Origin of the sequence: Knoellia flava TL1 (assembly GCF_000768675.1) — a bacterium.
Taxonomy (GTDB): Bacteria; Actinomycetota; Actinomycetes; order Actinomycetales; family Dermatophilaceae; genus Knoellia; species Knoellia flava.
The window spans coordinates 74,342-92,756 of sequence record NZ_AVPI01000010.1 but is presented as its reverse complement, the minus strand read 5'-3'; the positions used below and the strand labels follow the sequence as shown (position 1 = coordinate 92,756).

Annotated in this window: 15 protein-coding genes; 8 read left to right on the top strand and 7 right to left on the bottom strand. The window is 70.5% G+C overall.

The features are described from left to right. The coding region (hemG, locus tag N798_RS04865) for a protoporphyrinogen oxidase (RefSeq protein WP_084100119.1) at window positions 1-846 on the bottom strand (846 nt) is incomplete at its 3' end. A 131-nt stretch (window positions 847-977) separates the two neighbouring features. Between hemG and N798_RS04860 the strand changes: the two genes are divergently transcribed. Next, window positions 978-1,955 carry a DUF4349 domain-containing protein gene (locus N798_RS04860; RefSeq protein WP_188450324.1) on the top strand — a complete coding sequence of 326 codons (978 nt, stop codon included), beginning with the start codon at window positions 978-980 and terminating at the stop codon, window positions 1,953-1,955. Here N798_RS04860 and hemE read toward each other — a convergent pair. Together hemE and N798_RS04850 are read right to left on the bottom strand one after the other, a co-directional pair. Further along, window positions 1,944-2,972 carry a uroporphyrinogen decarboxylase gene (gene hemE / locus N798_RS04855; RefSeq protein ID WP_035946684.1) on the bottom strand — a complete coding sequence of 343 codons (1,029 nt, stop codon included), beginning with the start codon at window positions 2,970-2,972 and terminating at the stop codon, window positions 1,944-1,946. The two genes, N798_RS04860 and hemE, sit on opposite strands and share 12 nt — an antisense overlap. Window positions 2,973-3,014: 42 nt before the next feature. Next, window positions 3,015-3,848 (bottom strand): DMT family transporter, encoded by an 834-nt coding sequence (locus N798_RS04850; protein ID WP_035946682.1) that lies wholly within the window; start codon window positions 3,846-3,848, stop codon window positions 3,015-3,017. 69 nt (window positions 3,849-3,917) lie between these two features. Between N798_RS04850 and N798_RS04845 the strand changes: the two genes are divergently transcribed. The 6 genes from N798_RS04845 (at window position 3,918) to N798_RS04820 (ending at window position 12,156) form a co-directional block, all read left to right on the top strand. Beyond that, window positions 3,918-4,502: a DUF3000 domain-containing protein gene (locus N798_RS04845; protein ID WP_035946679.1), complete on the top strand. Its 585-nt coding sequence runs from the start codon at window positions 3,918-3,920 to the stop codon at window positions 4,500-4,502. Window position 4,503: 1 nt separating this feature from the next. Then, window positions 4,504-5,739 carry an HRDC domain-containing protein gene (locus N798_RS04840; protein ID WP_052116928.1) on the top strand — a complete coding sequence of 412 codons (1,236 nt, stop codon included), beginning with the start codon at window positions 4,504-4,506 and terminating at the stop codon, window positions 5,737-5,739. Between the two features lie 171 nt (window positions 5,740-5,910). Continuing rightward, window positions 5,911-7,122 (top strand): thiolase family protein, encoded by a 1,212-nt coding sequence (locus tag N798_RS04835; RefSeq protein ID WP_035946677.1) that lies wholly within the window; start codon window positions 5,911-5,913, stop codon window positions 7,120-7,122. Window position 7,123: 1 nt separating this feature from the next. After that, the gene (locus N798_RS04830; RefSeq protein ID WP_035946675.1) at window positions 7,124-9,283 is read left to right on the top strand and encodes a 3-hydroxyacyl-CoA dehydrogenase NAD-binding domain-containing protein; all 2,160 of its coding nucleotides are present in this window, start codon (window positions 7,124-7,126) and stop codon (window positions 9,281-9,283) included. A 109-nt stretch (window positions 9,284-9,392) separates the two neighbouring features. Beyond that, window positions 9,393-10,928 (top strand): helix-turn-helix domain-containing protein, encoded by a 1,536-nt coding sequence (locus N798_RS04825; RefSeq protein ID WP_035946672.1) that lies wholly within the window; start codon window positions 9,393-9,395, stop codon window positions 10,926-10,928. 4 nt (window positions 10,929-10,932) lie between these two features. Beyond that, a complete protein-coding gene (locus N798_RS04820; RefSeq protein ID WP_084100117.1) occupies window positions 10,933-12,156 on the top strand; it encodes a class I SAM-dependent methyltransferase in 1,224 nt (407 codons plus the stop codon). A 522-nt stretch (window positions 12,157-12,678) separates the two neighbouring features. Here the strand turns inward: N798_RS04820 and N798_RS04815 are convergent. Continuing rightward, window positions 12,679-12,990 (bottom strand): putative quinol monooxygenase, encoded by a 312-nt coding sequence (locus N798_RS04815; protein ID WP_003941073.1) that lies wholly within the window; start codon window positions 12,988-12,990, stop codon window positions 12,679-12,681. A 108-nt stretch (window positions 12,991-13,098) separates the two neighbouring features. Between N798_RS04815 and N798_RS04810 the strand changes: the two genes are divergently transcribed. Next, the gene (locus tag N798_RS04810; RefSeq protein ID WP_003941078.1) at window positions 13,099-14,040 is read left to right on the top strand and encodes a GlxA family transcriptional regulator; all 942 of its coding nucleotides are present in this window, start codon (window positions 13,099-13,101) and stop codon (window positions 14,038-14,040) included. A 1,713-nt stretch (window positions 14,041-15,753) separates the two neighbouring features. On the opposite strand, the gene N798_RS04805 is transcribed toward N798_RS04810, so the two are convergent. The 3 genes from N798_RS04805 to N798_RS04795 are packed head-to-tail and all read right to left on the bottom strand — an operon-like array spanning window position 15,754 to window position 18,399. After that, a complete protein-coding gene (locus tag N798_RS04805; RefSeq protein ID WP_035946670.1) occupies window positions 15,754-16,503 on the bottom strand; it encodes a 3-hydroxybutyrate dehydrogenase in 750 nt (249 codons plus the stop codon). Further along, a complete protein-coding gene (locus N798_RS04800) occupies window positions 16,496-17,533 on the bottom strand; it encodes a branched-chain amino acid ABC transporter permease (protein WP_035946668.1) in 1,038 nt (345 codons plus the stop codon). Before N798_RS04800 ends, N798_RS04805 begins: the two co-directional genes overlap by 8 nt. After that, window positions 17,530-18,399 carry a branched-chain amino acid ABC transporter permease gene (locus tag N798_RS04795; protein WP_035946667.1) on the bottom strand — a complete coding sequence of 290 codons (870 nt, stop codon included), beginning with the start codon at window positions 18,397-18,399 and terminating at the stop codon, window positions 17,530-17,532. Before N798_RS04795 ends, N798_RS04800 begins: the two co-directional genes overlap by 4 nt. Between the last annotated feature and the right edge of the window lie 16 nt (window positions 18,400-18,415).

Here is an 18,415-nt window from a genome sequence, read left to right as displayed (position 1 = left end):
CGGCGGCGGCACGGCGACGACCACGGCGTCGGCCTCGACGAGGCGCGGCTCGGTCGTCGGGCCGGTGAGCACCGCCCACCCCGACGAGGTCCGCTCGACGCCGCGGGCGATGACCCCCGTCTCGACGACTCCCCCACGACTCAGCACGTCGTGGGCGATCAGCTCGGGCAGCCGGCCCACGCCGCCGCGCAGCCCGACGAACGCCGGACGCGCCTGCCCGACCTGCGGGTCGACCGGTGGCGACGCCAGCAGCGACCCGCCCTCACGAGCCGTCGCCCAGACCGCGGGCATGGTGGCGCGCAGCGACAGCTCGCGGGACCGGCCGGCATACACACCGCCGAGGAGCGGCTCGACGAGACGGTCGACGACGGCGTCGCCGAGACGACCGGCGACGTAGTCGCCCACCGAGACGTCGCTGCCGACCTCGGGTGCGGGCGACTCCGCGTGCATCCGTGCCGCCTCGGCCTCGGTGAGGAGCCCGCTCACGTCCGAGTCGGCGAAGGGGATGCCGATCCGGGTGCGCGGCAGCGGGTGCAGCTCGCCGCGCGACCAGACCCGGGCCGAGGTGGTCGCGGGTGCGACGACGTCGGCCGGGTCGGCCACCTCCTCGAGGAGCGACACCGCCTCGGGCCGGACGGCGAGCATCGACTCGGCGCCGACGTCCACGAGGTGGCCCCCGACCGGCTCGCGCCGCAGCTTGCCGCCGACGCGGTCGGAGGCGTCGAAGACGAGAACCCGCGTCGCCGGGCGGGCCACCAGCAGGTCTCGCGCGGCGGTGAGCCCGGCGACTCCCCCGCCGATGACGACGACGGTGCGGGACGAGGGGTCGCGGCGCTCGGCGGTCACCTCGCCACTCTCTCAGAGGCCGTCACCGCATCGTGACCCGAGTGTGTGGAACCGGTGACCGGGTCGGAGGAGTCTCACTGTCGACAGGCCCACCGCAGGGGGTGGGCACGCGCGGAGGAATGGAGAGCGTCATGAGCACCCACGGCTTGCGTCCCACCCGGCGGCACGGACGTCGCCTCGCCACGGCGGCGCTCGCCGGCCTCCTCGTCACCGGCTCGCTGGCCGCCTGCGGCGGTGGTGGCTCCGATGACTCGGGCACCGCTTCGGGCGCCTCGTCCCAGCAGGACTCGGCCGCCGAGCCGCCCGCCAAGGGTGGAGCCGTGGGCGGCGACCGCGCCGAGGGTGCCGTCTCGCCCGAGTCCGCGCGGGCCAGCGCCGGGCAGAAGCTCGTGCGCCGCGCCCACCTCCAGCTCAAGGTCGAGGCACTTCCGGACGCAGCGTCGCAGATTCGCTCGATCGCGGCGCGACAGGGTGGGGTCGTCGCCAGCGAGGAGCTCTACTCGGGCGAGCGCGGTCGCGACACGTCCGGCACGGTGACGATCAGCGTCCCCGCCGACCGGCTCGACGCGACGATCGAGCTCATCGCCAAGGTCGGCGAGGTGCAGTTCCGCAACAGCTCGAGCGAGGACGTCACCGGGACCTACGTCGACACCCAGGCCCGCGTGACCTCGATGACGGCGAGCGTCGCCCGGATCCGCGACCTGCTCTCGCGGGCGTCCAACGTCAACGACCTCGTCGCGCTCGAGAACGAGCTCTCGCAGCGCCAGGCCGAGCTCGACGCGCTCACCGCGCAGCTCGACAGCCTCAAGGACTCGGTCTCGATGTCGCCGGTCTCGATCACGCTCTCGACCGACGACTACGAGCCGGTCGCGGCGGGCGGTTTCCTCTCCGGCCTCAAGTCCGGGTGGAAGGCGTTCGTCACCTCGGCAGCCGTGCTCGCCACCGTCGTCGGGGCGGTGCTGCCGTTCGCGGTCGCGATCGGGCTCGTCCTCGCGCCGGTCGTGTGGTGGCTGCGCCGGCGCCGTCACGGCGCCGCACCCCTCGTCCCGCAGGCCGTGCCCGCAGGTCCGGCAGGGCCGCCCGGACCGGTGCCGCCCTCAGCGGGCTGAGTGCTCGTGCACGACCTCGACGATCCTCGTGAGGACGTCGGGGTCGGTGTGCGGCGGGACGCCGTGGCCGAGGTTGAAGATGTGACCGGGCGCCTCGCGACCCTCGTCGACGATGGCTCGGACCCGCTCCTCGAGCACGTCCCACGGGGCACCGAGGAGGGCCGGGTCGAGGTTGCCCTGCACGGCATACGAGGTCCCGAGGCGCGCGACCGCGTCGGTGAGGGAGACGCGGTAGTCGACCCCCACGACGTCCGCGCCCGCCTCGCCCATGAGGTCGAGCAGCTCTCCGGTGCCGACGCCGAAGTGGATCCGTGGCACACCGAGGTCGGCGACCGCGCCGAGCGCCGTGGCCGAGTGCCTCTGCACGTATGCCGTGTAGTCGGCTCGTGAGAGCGCTCCGACCCACGAGTCGAAGAGCTGGACCGCGCTGGCCCCGGCCTCGACCTGCACGCGCAGGAAGGCCCCGGAGATCTGGGCGAGCCGCTCGCAGAGGTCGCTCCACAGCTGCGGGTCGCCGTGCATGAGCGCCTTGGTGTGCTCGTGGGTGCGGGAGGGGCCGCCCTCGACGAGGTAGGACGCGAGGGTGAAGGGCGCACCGGCGAAGCCGATGAGCGGCGTGGAGCCCAGCTCGGCGACGAGGCGCTGCACCGACTCGGTGATGTCCGGGATCGCGTCGGGCGTGAGGTCGGGCAGCCGGTCGAGGTCGGCCCGGGTGCGGAACGGCGCCGGGACGACCGGGCCGGTGCCGGGCACGATGTCGAGGTCGACGCCGACGGCGGCCAGCGGCACGACGATGTCGCTGAAGAAGATCGCGGCGTCGACCTTGTGGCGACGGACGGGCTGGAGGGTGATCTCGGTGACGAGGTCGGGGGTCCGGCACGCCTCGAGCATGGCCGTGCCCTCGCGGAGCTCGCGGTACTCCGGCAGCGACCGGCCCGCCTGGCGCATGAACCACACGGGCGTGTGCGGCACGGGTCGACGGGTGGCGGCGAGGACGAGCGGGCTGTCGGCGATCACCGCCGAATCCTCTCATTCGCGGCACTGCCGCCCTGAACCCCGTCAGAGGGAGATGACCGCTGCCCCGGCGAGCGCGCAGAGCACGCCGACCTGCTGCACCCGGCGCAGCCGCTCGCCGAGCACGAGCCGGGCGAGCAGGATCGTCGCGACGGGGTAGAGCGAGCCGAGCACCGCCGCGATGCTCACCTGCCCCCGCGAGGACGCGGTCGCGAAGAGCGCGTTGGCGAGCAGGTCGGCCCACCCGATGAGCGCGAGCTGCGGGAGGTCCCGGCGGGACGTGCCCCCCACCGACCGCAGCACGAGCGCGACGACGACGAAGAGCGTCACCGACGTCGCCCTCATGCCCCAGAGCGCCATGAGCAGGGAGTCGCGCGCCGCCCGGTCGAGGGAGAAGAGCGCCATCCCGAAGCACAGGGCCGCGCACCCGGCGAGCAGCACCGGCCGCGGCGACACCGCGCCCGAGAGCTCAGGTCCCGAGGCCAGCACGATCCCGGCGACCGCGACGAGGATCCCGACCCACACCCAGGCGCTCGGGGTCTCGCCGCTGGCGACGCCGAGCGCGACCGGCACGACGACACCCATCGACGCGATGGGCGCGACGACGCCCATCGTCCCGCTGGCGAGCGCGGTGTAGAACGCGACGAGCCCGCTGGCCCCGGCGACACCCGCGAGCATGGCCCAGCCCACCCACGAGCCCCACTCCGGCGGGTGCCCGAGGGCGAGCCGCACGAGGACGATGGTGCTGAGCAGGACGAAGGCCAGGCCCTGCGTCACGCCGACGACGGCGATGGCCGGCAGCCGCTTGGCAACGAGACCGCCGAAGAAGTCCGAGGTCCCCCACACCGCCGACGAGGCGAGCGCGAGGAGGGAGAGCACGCCCGCAGCCTAAGCCCCTCCGGCGCGGCGGATCCCCCCGAAACGCGCGTACCGGCATACCCTCGTCGAGTGGCAACACGCTCCCTTCCCGGCCGCGAGTCCCCGGAGTTCACCGCGGCGCTCGAGGCCCTGAGGCACGTCCGCCTGCGTCCCGAGGTCCGCATCACCGAGGTGCCCGCTCCCCAGCGCATCGCTCCGTATGCCGTCGCGCTCACCGCCGACGTCCTCGGCTCCGCGGGTGACGACGAGGAGCTCGCGTCCGGACGGTTCGTCCTCCTGCACGACCCGTCCGCCCCCGAGCCGTGGGGCGGCGAGTGGCGGGCGGTGACCTTCGCGCGCGCCGAGCTCGAGCCCGAGCTCGCCGCCGACCCCCTTCTCGGTGAGGTGGGCTGGACCTGGCTCGTCGACGCCCTCGCCGGTCGCGGCGTCTCGGCCACGGCCGAGGCGGGCACCGTGACCCGCGTCGTGAGCCAGAGCTTCGCCGGGCTCGCCGACCGTCCTGCGAGCGTCGAGATGGAGGTGCGCGCGTCGTGGACGCCCATCGGCCCCGACGCCGGCACCCATCTCCTCGCCTGGTCCGACCTCCTCTGCACGATCGCGGGGCTGCCCCCGCTGCCAGAGGGTGTCGTCGCCCTCCCGGGGCCGCGTCGCTGAGATGAGCTCCGACACCATCGACACCCCCGACGCCGAGCAGTCGCCGACCCCCATCCCGCTCGACGAGCCCTCCGAGGGCGTGCCCCACGTCGTCGACTCCGAGCGCGGGCTCACCGAGGCGGCCGACGCGATCGCCGCCGGTGAGGGACCGGTCGCCGTCGACGCCGAGCGTGCCTCCGGCTACCGCTACGGCCAGCGCGCCTACCTCGTCCAGGTCCGCCGCGAGGGTTCGGGCACGTGGCTCATCGACCCCATCGCCTGCCCGGACCTCAGCCCCCTCGACGACGCCATCGGCCGTGCCGAGTGGATCCTGCACGCCGCCACCCAAGACCTCGCCTGCCTCGCCGAGGTGGGCCTGCGCCCCCGCCAGCTCTTCGACACCGAGCTCGCCGCCCGCCTGCTCGGCCTGCCCCGGGTCGGACTCGCCGCCGTCGTCGAGCACTACCTCGGGCTCGCGCTCGCCAAGGAGCACTCGGCGGTCGACTGGTCGACGCGGCCGCTGCCCGAGCCGTGGCTGCGCTACGCCGCGCTCGACGTCGAGGTCCTCACCGAGCTGCGCAACCTCATGGGCGTCGACCTCGCCCGGCAGGACAAGTCCGAGTGGGCCCGCCAGGAGTTCGAGGCGCTGCTCTCGTGGGCACCGGCCGAGAAGGTCGACCCGTGGCGCCGGACGAGCGGCATGAACACCATCCGCAGCCGCCGCGGCATCGCGGTCGTCCGCGAGCTCTGGCTCACCCGAGACGACATCGCCCGGGACCGCGACACCTCGCCGGGGCGCATCCTGCCCGACGCCGGGCTCGTCTCCATCGCGACGGCGGCGCCGACCTCGACCTCCGACCTGCCGAGCGGCCACCGCGCCATCGCCCGCTACGGCCGTCAGTGGGTCGCGGCCGTCAAGCGCGCCAACGCCATCGACGAGGCGGACCTGCCGCAGCGGACCCTGCGCTCGGACGGTCCCCCGCCGGCGCGCTCGTGGGCCGACAAGGACCCGGTGGCCGCGGCCCGGCTCGCGGACGCCCGCGCCGAGCTCACCGCCTTCGCCGAGCAGCACGAGATCCCCGTCGAGAACGTCTGCTCCCCCGACCCGCTGCGCCGCGTCGTGTGGCGACCGCCGTCGACGCGCGATGTCGAGGGCTTCACCGCCGCGCTGCGCGACCTCGGGGTCCGTCAGTGGCAGGCCGACATCGTCGCCCCGATGCTCGCCCGGGCCTTCGAGGCCCACCCCGACCCCGACTGACCCGCGACTTCTTGCCCAGATGCGACACCGAGCGCCAGCGAGGTGTCGCATCTGGGCAAGAAGTCGCGGGCGCGGTGAGGTGACGGCTCTCACGGCCGGCCGGCATACCCGACTAAGCGGGCGCTTAGTAGCCTGAGCGGAGCACCACACTCCGACCAGAGAGGCTCCACCGTGCCCCGCACCCTGAATGAGGTCGTCTTCGTCGACGGCGTGCGCACACCGTTCGGCAAGGCCGGCGAGAAGGGCATGTATGCCCAGACCCGCGCCGACGACCTCGTCATCCGCTGCATCCGCGAGCTGCTCAGGCGCAACCCGCAGCTCCCCAAGGACCGGGTGGAGGAGGTCGCCATCGCCGCGACCACCCAGACCGGCGACCAGGGCCTCACCCTCGGCCGCCTCGCCGCCCTGCTCTCGGGACTGCCCAACACGACGCCGGGCTACTCCGTCGACCGAATGTGCGCGGGCGCGATGACCGCCGTGACCAACGTCGCGAGCTCGATCGGCTTCGGTGCCTACGACATCGCCATCGCCGGCGGGGTCGAGCACATGGGCCGTCACCCCATGGGCGAGGGCATCGACCCCAACCCGCGGCTCCTCGCCGAGAAGCTCGTCGACCAGTCGGCGCTCTCGATGGGCAACACCGCCGAGAACCTCCACGACCGCTTCCCGCAGCTCACCAAGGAGCGCTCGGACGCGTATGCCGTCGCGAGCCAGACCAAGCTCGCGATGGCCTACGAGGCCGGCAAGATCCAACCCGACCTCGTCCCCATGGCCACCCGCCACTCGGAGCGCGGCTCCGGCCTCGCCACGAAGGACGAGCCGCCGCGCCCGGGTACGACGATGGAGGAGCTCGCCGGGCTGCGCACCCCGTTCCGACCGCACGGCTCGGTGACCGCGGGCAACGCCGCCGGCCTCAACGACGGCGCGACCGCGTGCGTCCTCGCCTCGGAGCAGGCCGCCGAGGAGCTCGGGCTGCCGGTGAAGATGCGGCTCGTGTCGTTCGGCTTCGTCGGCGTCGAGCCCGAGGTCATGGGTATCGGCCCGGTTCCCGCGACAGAGAAGGCGCTCGCCAAGGCCGGGCTGACGATCGAGGACATCGGCCTCTTCGAGCTCAACGAGGCGTTCGCCGTCCAGGTGCTCGCCTTCCTCGACCACTTCGGCATCGCCGACGACGACCCGCGCGTCAACGAGTACGGCGGCGCCATCGCCACCGGCCACCCGCTCGCCTCCTCGGGCGTGCGCCTCATGACCCAGCTCGCCCGCCAGTTCGAGGAGCACCCGGAGGTCCGCTACGGCCTCACCGCGATGTGCATCGGCATCGGCATGGGTGGCTCGGTCATCTGGGAGAACCCGCACCACGCCGACTACGGGAAGGACGCCTGACATGGCCGCCACCACCACGACCACGGACGCACCCGTCGAGGCGCAGGCCGACACGCCCGCCGAGCGCGCGCCGCGCGGCGAGGTCGTCACCCACGCCCTCGTCCAGGACGTCGCCCTCCCCGGCGACGGCGGGACGCTCGCACTCATCACCCTCGACAACGGCTTCGACCACACCAAGCCCAACACCTTCGGGCCGGAAGGCATCGCCGAGCTCCACCGCGCCGTCGACACCCTGCGCGGCCGCGCCGAGGCCGGGGAGATCCAAGCCGTCGGCATCACCGGCAAGCCGTTCATCTTCGCGGTCGGCGCCGACCTCTCCGGCGTCCCGACCGTCAGCAGCCGTGAGCAGGCGCTCGAGATCGCCCGGGCCGGCCACGCCGCGTTCGCCGCGATCATGGACCTGCCGGTGCCGACCTTCGCGTTCGTCAACGGCGCCGCCATGGGCGGCGGCGTCGAGGTGGCGCTGTCCTGCGACTACCGCACCATCAGCGCCGGCGTCCCCGCGATCGCGCTGCCGGAGACCTTCCTCGGGCTCGTCCCCGGCTGGGGAGGCTGCTTCCTGCTGCCGAACCTCGTCGGGCCTGCGAACGCGCTCAAGGTCATCATCGAGAACCCGATGAACACCAACCGCATGCTGAGCGGCCCCGCCGCCGCGAAGCTCGGACTCGGGGACGTCCTCCTCGAGCCCGCCGACTTCCTCGAGGAGTCCATCGCCTGGGCCGCCCGCGTCCTCTCGGGCGAGACCACCGTCGAGCGGCCGGAGGTCTCGCGCGACGAGGCCGAGTGGGCCGCCGCACTCAAGGCCGCCAAGGGCCTCGTCATGGCCAAGACCGCGGGCCGCTCCCCCGGTCCGCTGCGCGCCCTCGCGCTCGTGGAGGCAGCCCGCACCGCCACCCGCGACGAGGCGTTCGCGGCCGAGGACGAGGCCCTGGCCGACCTCCTCATGGCCGACGAGCTCCGCGCCGGGCTCTATGCGTTCGACCTCGTGCAGAAGCGCGCCAAGCGTCCCGCCGGCGCCCCCGACAAGGCACTCGCCCGCAAGGTCACCAAGGTCGGCGTCGTCGGCGCGGGCCTCATGGCCAGCCAGCTCGCCCTCCTCTTCGCCCGCAACCTCAAGGTGCCGGTCGTCATGACCGACCTCGACCAGGAGCGGGTCGACAAGGGCGTCGCCTGGGTGCACGGCGAGATCGCGAAGTCGCTCGAGGCCGGCAAGATCGGCCGCGACCGCGCCAACCACCTCACCGGTCTCGTCACCGGCTCGACGAGCAAGGACGGCTTCGCCGACGCCGACCTCGTCATCGAGGCGGTCTTCGAGGAGATGTCGGTCAAGAAGCAGGTCTGGGCCGAGGTGGAGGCCGTCGTCTCACCCGAGTGCGTCCTCGCCTCCAACACGAGCTCGCTGTCGATCACCGAGATGGCCGCCGACCTCGAGCACCCCGAGCGCGTCGTCGGCCTGCACTTCTTCAACCCCGTCGCCGTCATGCCGCTGCTCGAGATCATCCCGGGCGAGCGGACCGACGACGCGTCGCTCGCGACCGCCTTCGCCACCGGCAAGGGCCTGAAGAAGACGACGATCCTCGTCAAGGACTCGGCGTCCTTCATCGTCAACCGTCTCCTCGGCCGCTTCATGGGCGAGTTCAGCAGGATCGTCGACGAGGGCACCCCCGTGCCGGTCGCCGAGAAGGCCGTCGCCGGTCTCGCGCCGATGCCGCCGTTCGTCCTGCTCGGACTCGTCGGCCCGGCGATCGCACTGCACAACAGCGAGACGCTCCACCGCGCGTTCGGCGACCGCTTCCACGTCTCGCCCAACCTCAAGAAGATCGTCGAGATGCGCAAGCCGGGCTACTACCAGCTCGTCGACGGTCGCCCGGTCGTCGACCCGGAGGTCGAGGCCGCCCAGATCACCGCCGAGAACCCGGTCGTGCTCGACGTCGCCGAGGTCCGCGAGCGGGTGCTCTCGGTGCTCGCCGAGGAGGTCGGCCTCATGCTCTCCGAGGGCGTGGCGCAGGCACCGATGGACATCGACCTCGCGCTCATCACCGGCGCCGGCTTCCAGTTCTGGAACGGCGGCCTCACCCCGCTCCTCGACCGCGAGGGCGTCTCCGAGAAGGTCCTCGGCCGCCGTTTCCTGCCGCCCGGCGCGGCGAGCGTCCCGGCCTGAGCGCTCGAGGTGGGCGGACGGCATACCTGATCTGCGGGTATGCCGTCCGCCCATTCTGGCGTCGACGCTCAGGCTTGCGTTATCTCATATCCGATATACGCTGGAACGCATGACTGAGTCCAGCTACCTCACCCGGATCGGCACCCTCATCCGGGACGCCCGCCGCCACCAGGGCCTGACCCAGAACGAGCTCGCCGAGAAGCTCGGCACCAGCCAGAGCGCCGTCGCGCGCATCGAACAGGGACGGCAGAACCTCAGCCTCGAGATGCTCGCCCGCGTCGGCGAGACCCTCGGCAGCGAGTTCGTCTCCCTCGGCCACAGCGGACCCCAGCACCTGCGCATCGTCGGTGGCGCCAAGCTCTCCGGCTCGATCCCCGTCAAGACCAGCAAGAACGCCGCCGTCGGCCTCCTCTGCGCCGCCCTGCTCAACAAGGGCCGCACGACGCTGCGCAACCTCGCGCGCATCGAGGAGGTCAACCGGATCATCGAGGTGCTCACCTCGATGGGCGTCAAGGTCCGGTGGCTCGAGGGCACGAGCGACCTCGAGATCATCCCGCCGGCGACGCTCGACCTCGCCTCGATCGACATCGCCGCAGCCCGCCGCACCCGCACCGTCATCATGTTCCTCGGGCCGCTGCTGCACCAGTTCGACACCTTCTCGCTGCCCTACGCCGGCGGCTGCGACCTCGGCACCCGCACCGTCGAGCCGCACCTCACCGCGCTCCAGTCGTTCGGGCTCGACGTCACGGCGACGCACGGCTTCTACGAGGCCAAGGTCGACCGCACGGTGCGTCCCGAGCGTGCGATCGTCCTCACAGAGCGCGGAGACACCGTCACCGAGAACGCCCTCTTCGCCGCCGCCCTGCACCCGGGCAGGACCGTCATCCGCAACGCGTCGTCGAACTACATGGTCCAGGACGTCTGCTTCTTCCTCCAGAAGCTCGGCGTCGACGTGCAGGGCGTCGGCACGACGACGCTCACCGTCACCGGCCGCGACTCGATCGACGTCGACGTCGACTACTCCCCCAGCGAGGACCCGATCGAGGCCATGAGCCTCATCGCCGCCGCCGTGGTCACGGAGTCCTCGATCACCATCGAGCGCGCGCCGATCGAGTTCCTCGAGATCGAGCTCGCGACCCTCGACGGCATGGGTCTGCAGTACGAGCTCTCCGACGAGTACCTCGCCAAGAACGGCCACACCCGGCTCGCCGACATCACGATCCTGCCGAGCTCGCTCACGGCCCCGATCGACAAGATCGCGCCGATGCCCTTCCCCGGCCTCAACATCGACAACCTGCCTTTCTTCGCGCTCATCGCGGCGTGCGCCGAGGGCACGACGATGATCCACGACTGGGTCTACGAGAACCGCGCGATCTATCTCACCGAGCTCACCAAGGTCGGCGCCCAGGTCCAGCTGCTCGACCCGCACCGCGTCATGATCACCGGCCGCACCGCCAAGTGGCGTCCGGCCGAGGTCATGTGCCCGCCGGCGCTGCGTCCCGGTGTCGTCGTGCTCCTCGCGATGCTCGCCGCCAACGGCACGTCGGTGCTGCGCAACGTCTACGTCATCAACCGTGGCTACGAGGAGCTCGCCGAGCGTCTCAACGCCCTTGGCGCGACCATCGAGATCTTCCGCGACATCTGACCCGGTGTCGGACGCACACGAGCTCGACTGGGACGACCTGCGCCGCTGGCCCGACGTCGAGGCGCCGAACCTCCAGGCCTGGGACGCGACGGACCGGCTCGTCCTCGACGAGGCCGGTCCGTTGCCGTCCGGTGTTGGCGAGGTCGTCGTCATCGGCGACCGCCACGGCGCGCTCACGCTCGGCGCCCTCGCGCGCGGCGCCTCGGGCGTGCGCGTGCACCAGGACGGCGTCCTCGGCGAGCGTGCGCTCGTCGCGAACGCCACCCGTCGTGGTCTCGGACGCGACGGAGCCCGTATGCCGTTCGCCCACCACCGGCTCGACGCCCCGCTCCTCGACGGTGCCCGGCTCGTCCTGCTCCAGCTGCCGCGCTCCCTCGACGCACTCGACGAGGTGGCCGCGCTCGTCGCAGCCCACGCCCACCCGGACGTCCGGGTCGTCGCCGGCGGTCGGGTCAAGCACATGTCGCGGTCGATGAACGACGTTCTCGCACAGTCGTTCTCGCAGGTCTCGGCAAGCCTCGCGCGCCAGAAGTCACGTGTGCTGCACGCCTCGTCGCCGCGCCCGGCCGTCGTGTCGATGTGGCCACACCGGGAACGTCACGACGACGTCGGGCTCACCGTCGTCGCCCACGGCGGAGTCTTCGCCGGCACCTCGGTCGACATCGGCACCCGGCTGCTCCTCGACGCGATCCCGTCGATGCGCGTTGCCGAGCGTGCCGTCGACCTCGCCTGCGGCAGTGGCGTCGTGGCGGCCGCCCTGGCCCTCGCCCGCCCCGACCTCCACGTGCTCGCGACCGACCAGTCCGCAGCCGCCGTGGCCTCAGCCGCCGCGACCGCCGAGGCCAACGGCGTCGCCGACCGCGTCGCGGTCGTGCGCGCCGACGCGCTCGAGACTCTGGCCGACGCCTCGGTGAACCTTGTCGTCCTCAACCCGCCGTTCCACATCGGGGCCACCGTCCACGTCGGCCTCGCCGAGCGCCTCTTCGCCGACGCCGCCCGCGCCCTCGCCCCCGGCGGCGAGCTCTGGACCGTCTGGAACTCCCACCTCCCCTACCGACAGCTCCTCACGAAGACCGTCGGCCCAACGGAGCAGGTTCACCGCACCAGCAAGTTCATCGTCACCGTCTCAGCGAGTCCGATACCTGTCTCCACGCGCCACACCGGCGACTCTACGAGCAAGTTGGGAAATCTGTCAGAAATCAGCCGTTCGGTTGCTCGAGAACCTTGACCGCGGGCCACTGAAACGTCTTCGACGACGACGGGACCGGCGAGGAGGAGGGTGCGGTGAGCTAAAGGAATGGAGCTTGCTCGGCTTCGACGCCGCCGCAAGCTCCGGTGAAACGGTCGGTCGTCGTCGGTCACCACCGGATGGCGGCGTCCCCCACGCTCGGCGTTTGCGCAGGTCAGCGGCTCCTTCGCCCAGTGGGCGCATCAAGCGATAGACGCAAAGCCGACGTGATTAGGTCGTCGGTTCGATTCCGACAGGCGGCTCCGGCGAACAGCTCCTGACCTGCGGAAACGCAGGGCAGGGGCGGTTCGGTTCTGGTGGTCGCGCGACGCGCTGGCCTCACGGCTCTGCCCGACACCGACGTCGCTCTCCTCTGCGACGGACCCCTAGCCGGCTGAGCGCTCGCGGCCGGCATCCTGTCCGTGTGCCGATAGGCCTCGCACCGCTCGGCAACGCAGCGTGGCGTTGCGTCGCGACCTAGCGACGGCTCGGCGGGGCGCGATCGTCTCGTGCGTTGGCGGACTACGGGAGCTTGGACGCGAGGACGTCGGCCGCCAGGATCTCGGGCGCTGCGCCGAGGAGGTGCTGGTTGGCCATCAGGGCTGCGACGATGGCGCCGTTGGCGTGGGCGTCGCGAGCGGCCTCGTCGGGGAATGCATCGAAGATCCAGAAGGTGTCGGCGTGGGTCCTGACCGCGAACCAGACAATCGTTCCTACTTCTTCGTTGGCGAGCGCGACAGCGCCGGCGAGCAGATCGGCGAGCGCGTCGTGCTGTCCATCGGCCGCGACGATCTTGGCGACGAAGGCATACGGAAGTGATGCGGGTGTGGACATGAGGGGTTCTCCTAGGTGTCGAGGTTTCTTGGTGAAGCGAGTTCAGAGTATGACGAGCAAGGGCATGTGAGAAGTGGCGTATACGGCAGTATTGCTATTGTTCGCGCCATGCGTATCGGACTGATCGCGATCGACGGCTGCTTCGGTTCGGCTGTCGCGTCGGTCATCGACATCGTGCGGGTGGCCGACGGAGCCCGCGGCGATGTCGACCCGCGGATCGACCCGATCGAACTCGCCATCCTCGGACCGAAACGGAGAGTGACCACGACGGCATCGATGACCCTGTCGGTGGACCACCCGCTGTCGGAGTCCGCAGAGTTCGACGTGGTCGTCGTCCCTGCGCTTGGAACCCTCACGGCCGCCGCTACCAACGACGCCCTCCAGAGCCGAGATGCTCGTTCGGTCATCGCCTCGCTCGGGCGCCTCGACGACGCGACCACCCGGATCGCCGCGGCGTGCACCGGCGTGTTCGCTGTCGCCGAGACCGGACGGATGCATCATCGGCGGGCGACGACCAGCTGGTTCCTGGGGCCGGAGTTCCTGAAGCGCTATCCGACCGTCGCCCTCGATCTCGACACCATGGTCGTGGTCGACGGGAACCTCGTCACCGCCGGCGCCGCGTTCGCCCACATCGACCTCGCGCTCTCACTCGTGCGATCGATCAGCCCCGACCTGGCCCAACATGTCGCCAAGCTCCTCATCATCGACGAGCGTCCGTCGCAGGCGGCCTTCGTCGCCTACGAACATCTCCGGCACGAGGACCCGATCGTCGTCGAGTTCGAACGCTTCGTGCGCGCCCGCCTGGACGAACCGTTCAACGTCGCCTTCGTCGCGCAGTCGCTCGGCACCAGCCGGCGCACCCTCGAACGACGAGTCCGTGCGGCGCTCAACCTCACTCCGCTCGGCTTCGTCCAACGGCTTCGCATCGAACGAGCTCGGCACCTCTCAGCAACCACGGACCTTACCTCCGCCGAGATCGCGCTACGGGTCGGCTACGCGAACGCCGAGACTCTGCGCTCCCTCCTGCGTAGGGAGCGACGCCGTTCCTGACCTATCGCCATGCCTGTAGCCGGTGTCCTAGTGCTCGACTGGAACCACCTCTCAGCACGTCGCGTCGACGCTCCTGCGTCGCCCCTGGACGACCCACTCGACACGCCCGCAGCACAGGCCATGTGACGTGTCCCGGCTTCCCGGACGGTCGGGGTTGGGTGGCTGTGATGTCGCTGCGTTCTCGTCGAGGGGGTCAGCAGACTCGATCAGGGTCGATTGGGATGAAACGCGAAGGCGGTCAGGTCAGGGCGGCCGAAGCCGGCCGGCGGGGTAGCGTCGGTCACGTCGAGGTCTTTCGGATGGATGGCGTAGGAACCTCCGTCGTCGGGAGACCTCGACGTCTATCTGCGGACCGACGCGCCCGGCCGACCTACACCCTCATCTGGGAAGAGCCCTGAATGCCCGTTTTCAACCACCAATGTCGTGGACGTCGACCTGTACCGCCACCGCTGGTACGGATGGGACCACCTCGCGAACGGATACGACGGACGCTTTACCTCTCGAACCAACGCAAACGCCAAGTGGTACTGCAAAGGGGTTGGAACCAACACCTGGCTAGGTGAGAGTTACCACCGAATTGTCATCAGTGGCCAAAACTACATCGCCTACACGGACAACGACAGCCGCTGGACCTGCTGAGTGACGTGTCGATGAGACAGACACGCACGGGCATTGTGGCACTCTGTTGCCTCTCCTTGAGCGGATGCTACGCCGAATGCGAAGCCCTCTCTCCTCATGAGGGTAGTGCCGCAAATTCTTCTGAAAACTTGAGCTTTGACGCGTACGAGCCGCCACCCGACTCTCCTCCCACCGCGGCAATAGGGCCGCAAACTCTGAGACCGAGCCAATACTACTGGCGCATTGACGGTCGCATGCAGGAGGAAGCGCCAAAGTCCGACGCCGCCGTGGCAGTCAACGACATCACACGAGCACATTGGAATCAACCGCACATTGACATTGGCACCAGCCAAAGGCCCTTGAGGGCTCGCCTTGTGACCTACCAGCTCCTGAAGGCCGGCGGCGTCCCCGCGTCAACTGTCGCGACGCTGACGATGGAATTCGCTACGTTGGAAAGTCTGGATCTCTCTGAGGGTGTGCGCTCGTACGTGGTGTCGTGGGTCATCCGTGGCGATTCATGAGAGATGCGAGGTGAACCGATGACCCCGACACTGCGCATTCTGCTCCCTGGGCGCCTGCCCGACGGCTGACTCTGCACGTGGACCGAGATATCAAGCCTGACGCAATATGGGGAAGAGATCGACGGCTACACGAGCTGGTCACGCTTGGTCGAATTGCGACCAGGGGTCGACTCGGGGTCGCTGCCCTCCGCAGCAGCCGGGAAGATTGACGACATCACTGCCTCCCAACTGAAGTACGCATTGATGGCGCAAGAGCTAGCGACGCGGTCATGGACGTGGTGGGCCTCGGCGGAATGGTCGGACGAGGCGCAAGAAATCATGCGCAATGGAACCATCACATGCCCCACTCCTTGAACTGCTGGAAGAACACTGGGTGTCCGAAGGGTTCGCCGGCCGAGCGGCATGCGGCGAGACCACCATCGAAGGGCCCGCATACGCAGACTCGCTCTTGGTGACCGGCCCGGAGAACGTCATCGAACGATTCGCCGATACGACGCTCGAGTGCCACCGGGTGAGCCGTCGACGCCATGTGCCAATCTGGCGAGACTGACCATCGCCAGCGGCCTGCTGCAACTCAGTGGGCGGTCCAGCCGCCGTCCATCGTGAACGACGATCCCGAGATCGAGTCCGACGACGGCCCGCAGAGGAAGGCCACGAGGTCGGCGACCTCGACCGGCTCGATCAACCGCTTCACCGCGACCGGGGTGAGCATGATCTTCTCGAGGACGTCGGACTCGGGGATGCCGTGGGCGGCGGCCTGGTCGGCGACCTGCTTCTCGACGAGCGGCGTGCGGACGTAGGCCGGGTTGATGCAGTTGCTCGTCACGCCCTTGTCACCGGACTCGAGCGCGACGACCTTGCTCAGGCCTTCGAGCCCATGCTTGGCAGCGACGTAGGCGGACTTGAAGGCACTCGCCCTCAGCCCGTGCACCGACGAGACGTTGACGACGCGACCCCAGCCGCCGGCATACATGTGTGGGAGGCAGGCTCGCACGAGCCGGAAGGGCGAGAGCAGCATGATCCGGTGGATCCGCTCGAACTCGTCGACCGGGAACTCGTGCACCGGCGCGACGTGCTGGATGCCGGCGTTGTTGACGAGGATGTCGACGTCGGTGGGCAGCGTGTCGTGCGCGTCGAGGTCCGAGAGGTCGACGACCCAGGGCGTCACGCGGCCGTCACCGACGCGGGCGACGAGCTTGTCGAGGCCGTCGCCGTCGATGTCGACGGCGTGGACCCGCGCCCCGGAGGACGCCAGCCGCTCGACGACCGCCGCGCCGATGCCGCTGCCGGCGCCCGTGACGAGGGCGGTGCGGCCGTCAAGCATCGCGTCGCCCGGCCCTGGACGAGGCGCCGCGGTTGCGCACCTTGGCGATGAGGTCGGCACCCGTGCCCCAGATGCCCTTGCGGAAGAGCAGGACGATGAGGACGAAGATCGTGCCGGTGATGATGCCGATGCCGTTGAAGCCCGACGAGGCGAGCTGGTCCTCGAGGATGACGACGACGGCGGCGCCGAGCGGCCCACCCCACAGCGTGCCGATGCCGCCGAGGACGGTGATGAGCACGACCTTGCCCGACGTCGTCCAGATGAGCTCCTGGAGGGAGGCGAAGCCGTGGCTCACCGAGAAGACGCCACCGGCGAGACCGGCGATCCCCGCCGAGATGACGAAGACCATGATCTTGTAGCGCTCGACGTCGTAGCCGAGCGCCCGCGCCCGGGCCGGGTTGTCGCGGATGGCGAGCAGGACTCGGCCGAAGGGCGACGACACCGTGCGCCAGGCGGCGAACGCCCCGAGCAGGATGAGCGGCAGTGCGGCGTAGTAGAAGTAGAACGGGTCGGTCTCGACGAGCTCGACGCCGAAGAACGACTTCGGGATGCCCTGGAGGCCGTTCTCGCCACCGGTGAGGTCGCGGGCCTGGTTGGCGATGAAGAAGAGCATCTGCGCGAAGGCCAGCGTCACCATCGCGAAGTAGATGCCTGTGCGGCGCACCGCGAGGTACCCCGTCGGCACGGCCAGCAGCATCGCGACGATCGCGCCGCCGAGCACCGCGACCGGGAACGGCAGCCCGCTGCGGATGGCGATGATGCCGGTGACGTAGGCCGACGTGCCCCAGAAGGCGGCGTGACCGAAGCTCAGCAGACCGGTGAAGCCGAGGAGCAGGTCGATCGAGATGGCGAACAGGCCCCACGCGAGGATGTCCATCGCCACCGGCGGGTAGATGTACCAGGGCAGGGCGAGCACGACGAGCAGCGCGAGCAGGAGCAGGCCGGCCCGCAGGAACGGGTTGACCTTGCGCTCGGGTGCGGACGACGCCGCGGTCTCGACCCGCGTCGTCTCGGTGAGCTGGGCGCTCATGAGGCCTCCTCGCGACCGAAGAGTCCCGCCGGGCGGACGAGGACGACCGCTGCCATGAGGACGAAGATGAGGACCTGCGCGAACGACGGCGCGTAGGCCTGGCCGTACGCCTCGACGAGCCCGACGAGGAACCCGGCGACCACCGCGCCGAGGATCGAGCCGAGCCCGCCGATGACGACGACGGCGAACAGGATGATGATGAAGTTGCTGCCCATGTCGGCGGTGATGGCGCGGAACGGGGCCGCGAGGACCCCTGCCACACCGGCCAGGGCGATGCCGAAGCCGAAGACCGGCGTGACCCAGCGCCCGACGTTGATGCCGAGGGCGCGGGTGCGCTCGGCGTCCTCGGTGGAGGCGCGCACGATCATGCCGATCCGCGTCTTCGTGAGCAGCATCCACACGGCGAGGCAGAGCGCCACCGAGAAGAACGCCGCGAACAGCTGGTAGCTCGACAGGCTCAACCCGCCCACGCTCACCCGCCCCTCGAGCCCGGCCGGCAGCTCGTACGGCAGCCCCGAGACGCCGTAGCGGCGCTTGACGAGGTCGACGATGAGCAGCGTGAGACCGAACGTGAGGAGGAAGTTGTAGAGCGGGTCGAGCCCGAGGAGCCACCGCACGAGCAGGCGCTCGACGAGGATGCCGAAGAGGAACAGCAGGATCGGGACGATGACGAGCGCACCCCAGAACGGCACGTCCGCGACGTCGAGGAGCACGGCCGAGCCGACGGCACCGAGCATGTACATGGCGCCGTGGCTGAAGTTGACCACCCCCATGACGCCGAAGATGACGGCCAGCCCGAGGGCGGCGAGGGCGTAGAACCCGCCCGTCGCCAGACCCTGCAGGGTGTACTGGATGAATGCGCTCATCGCCTACCTCTGATGA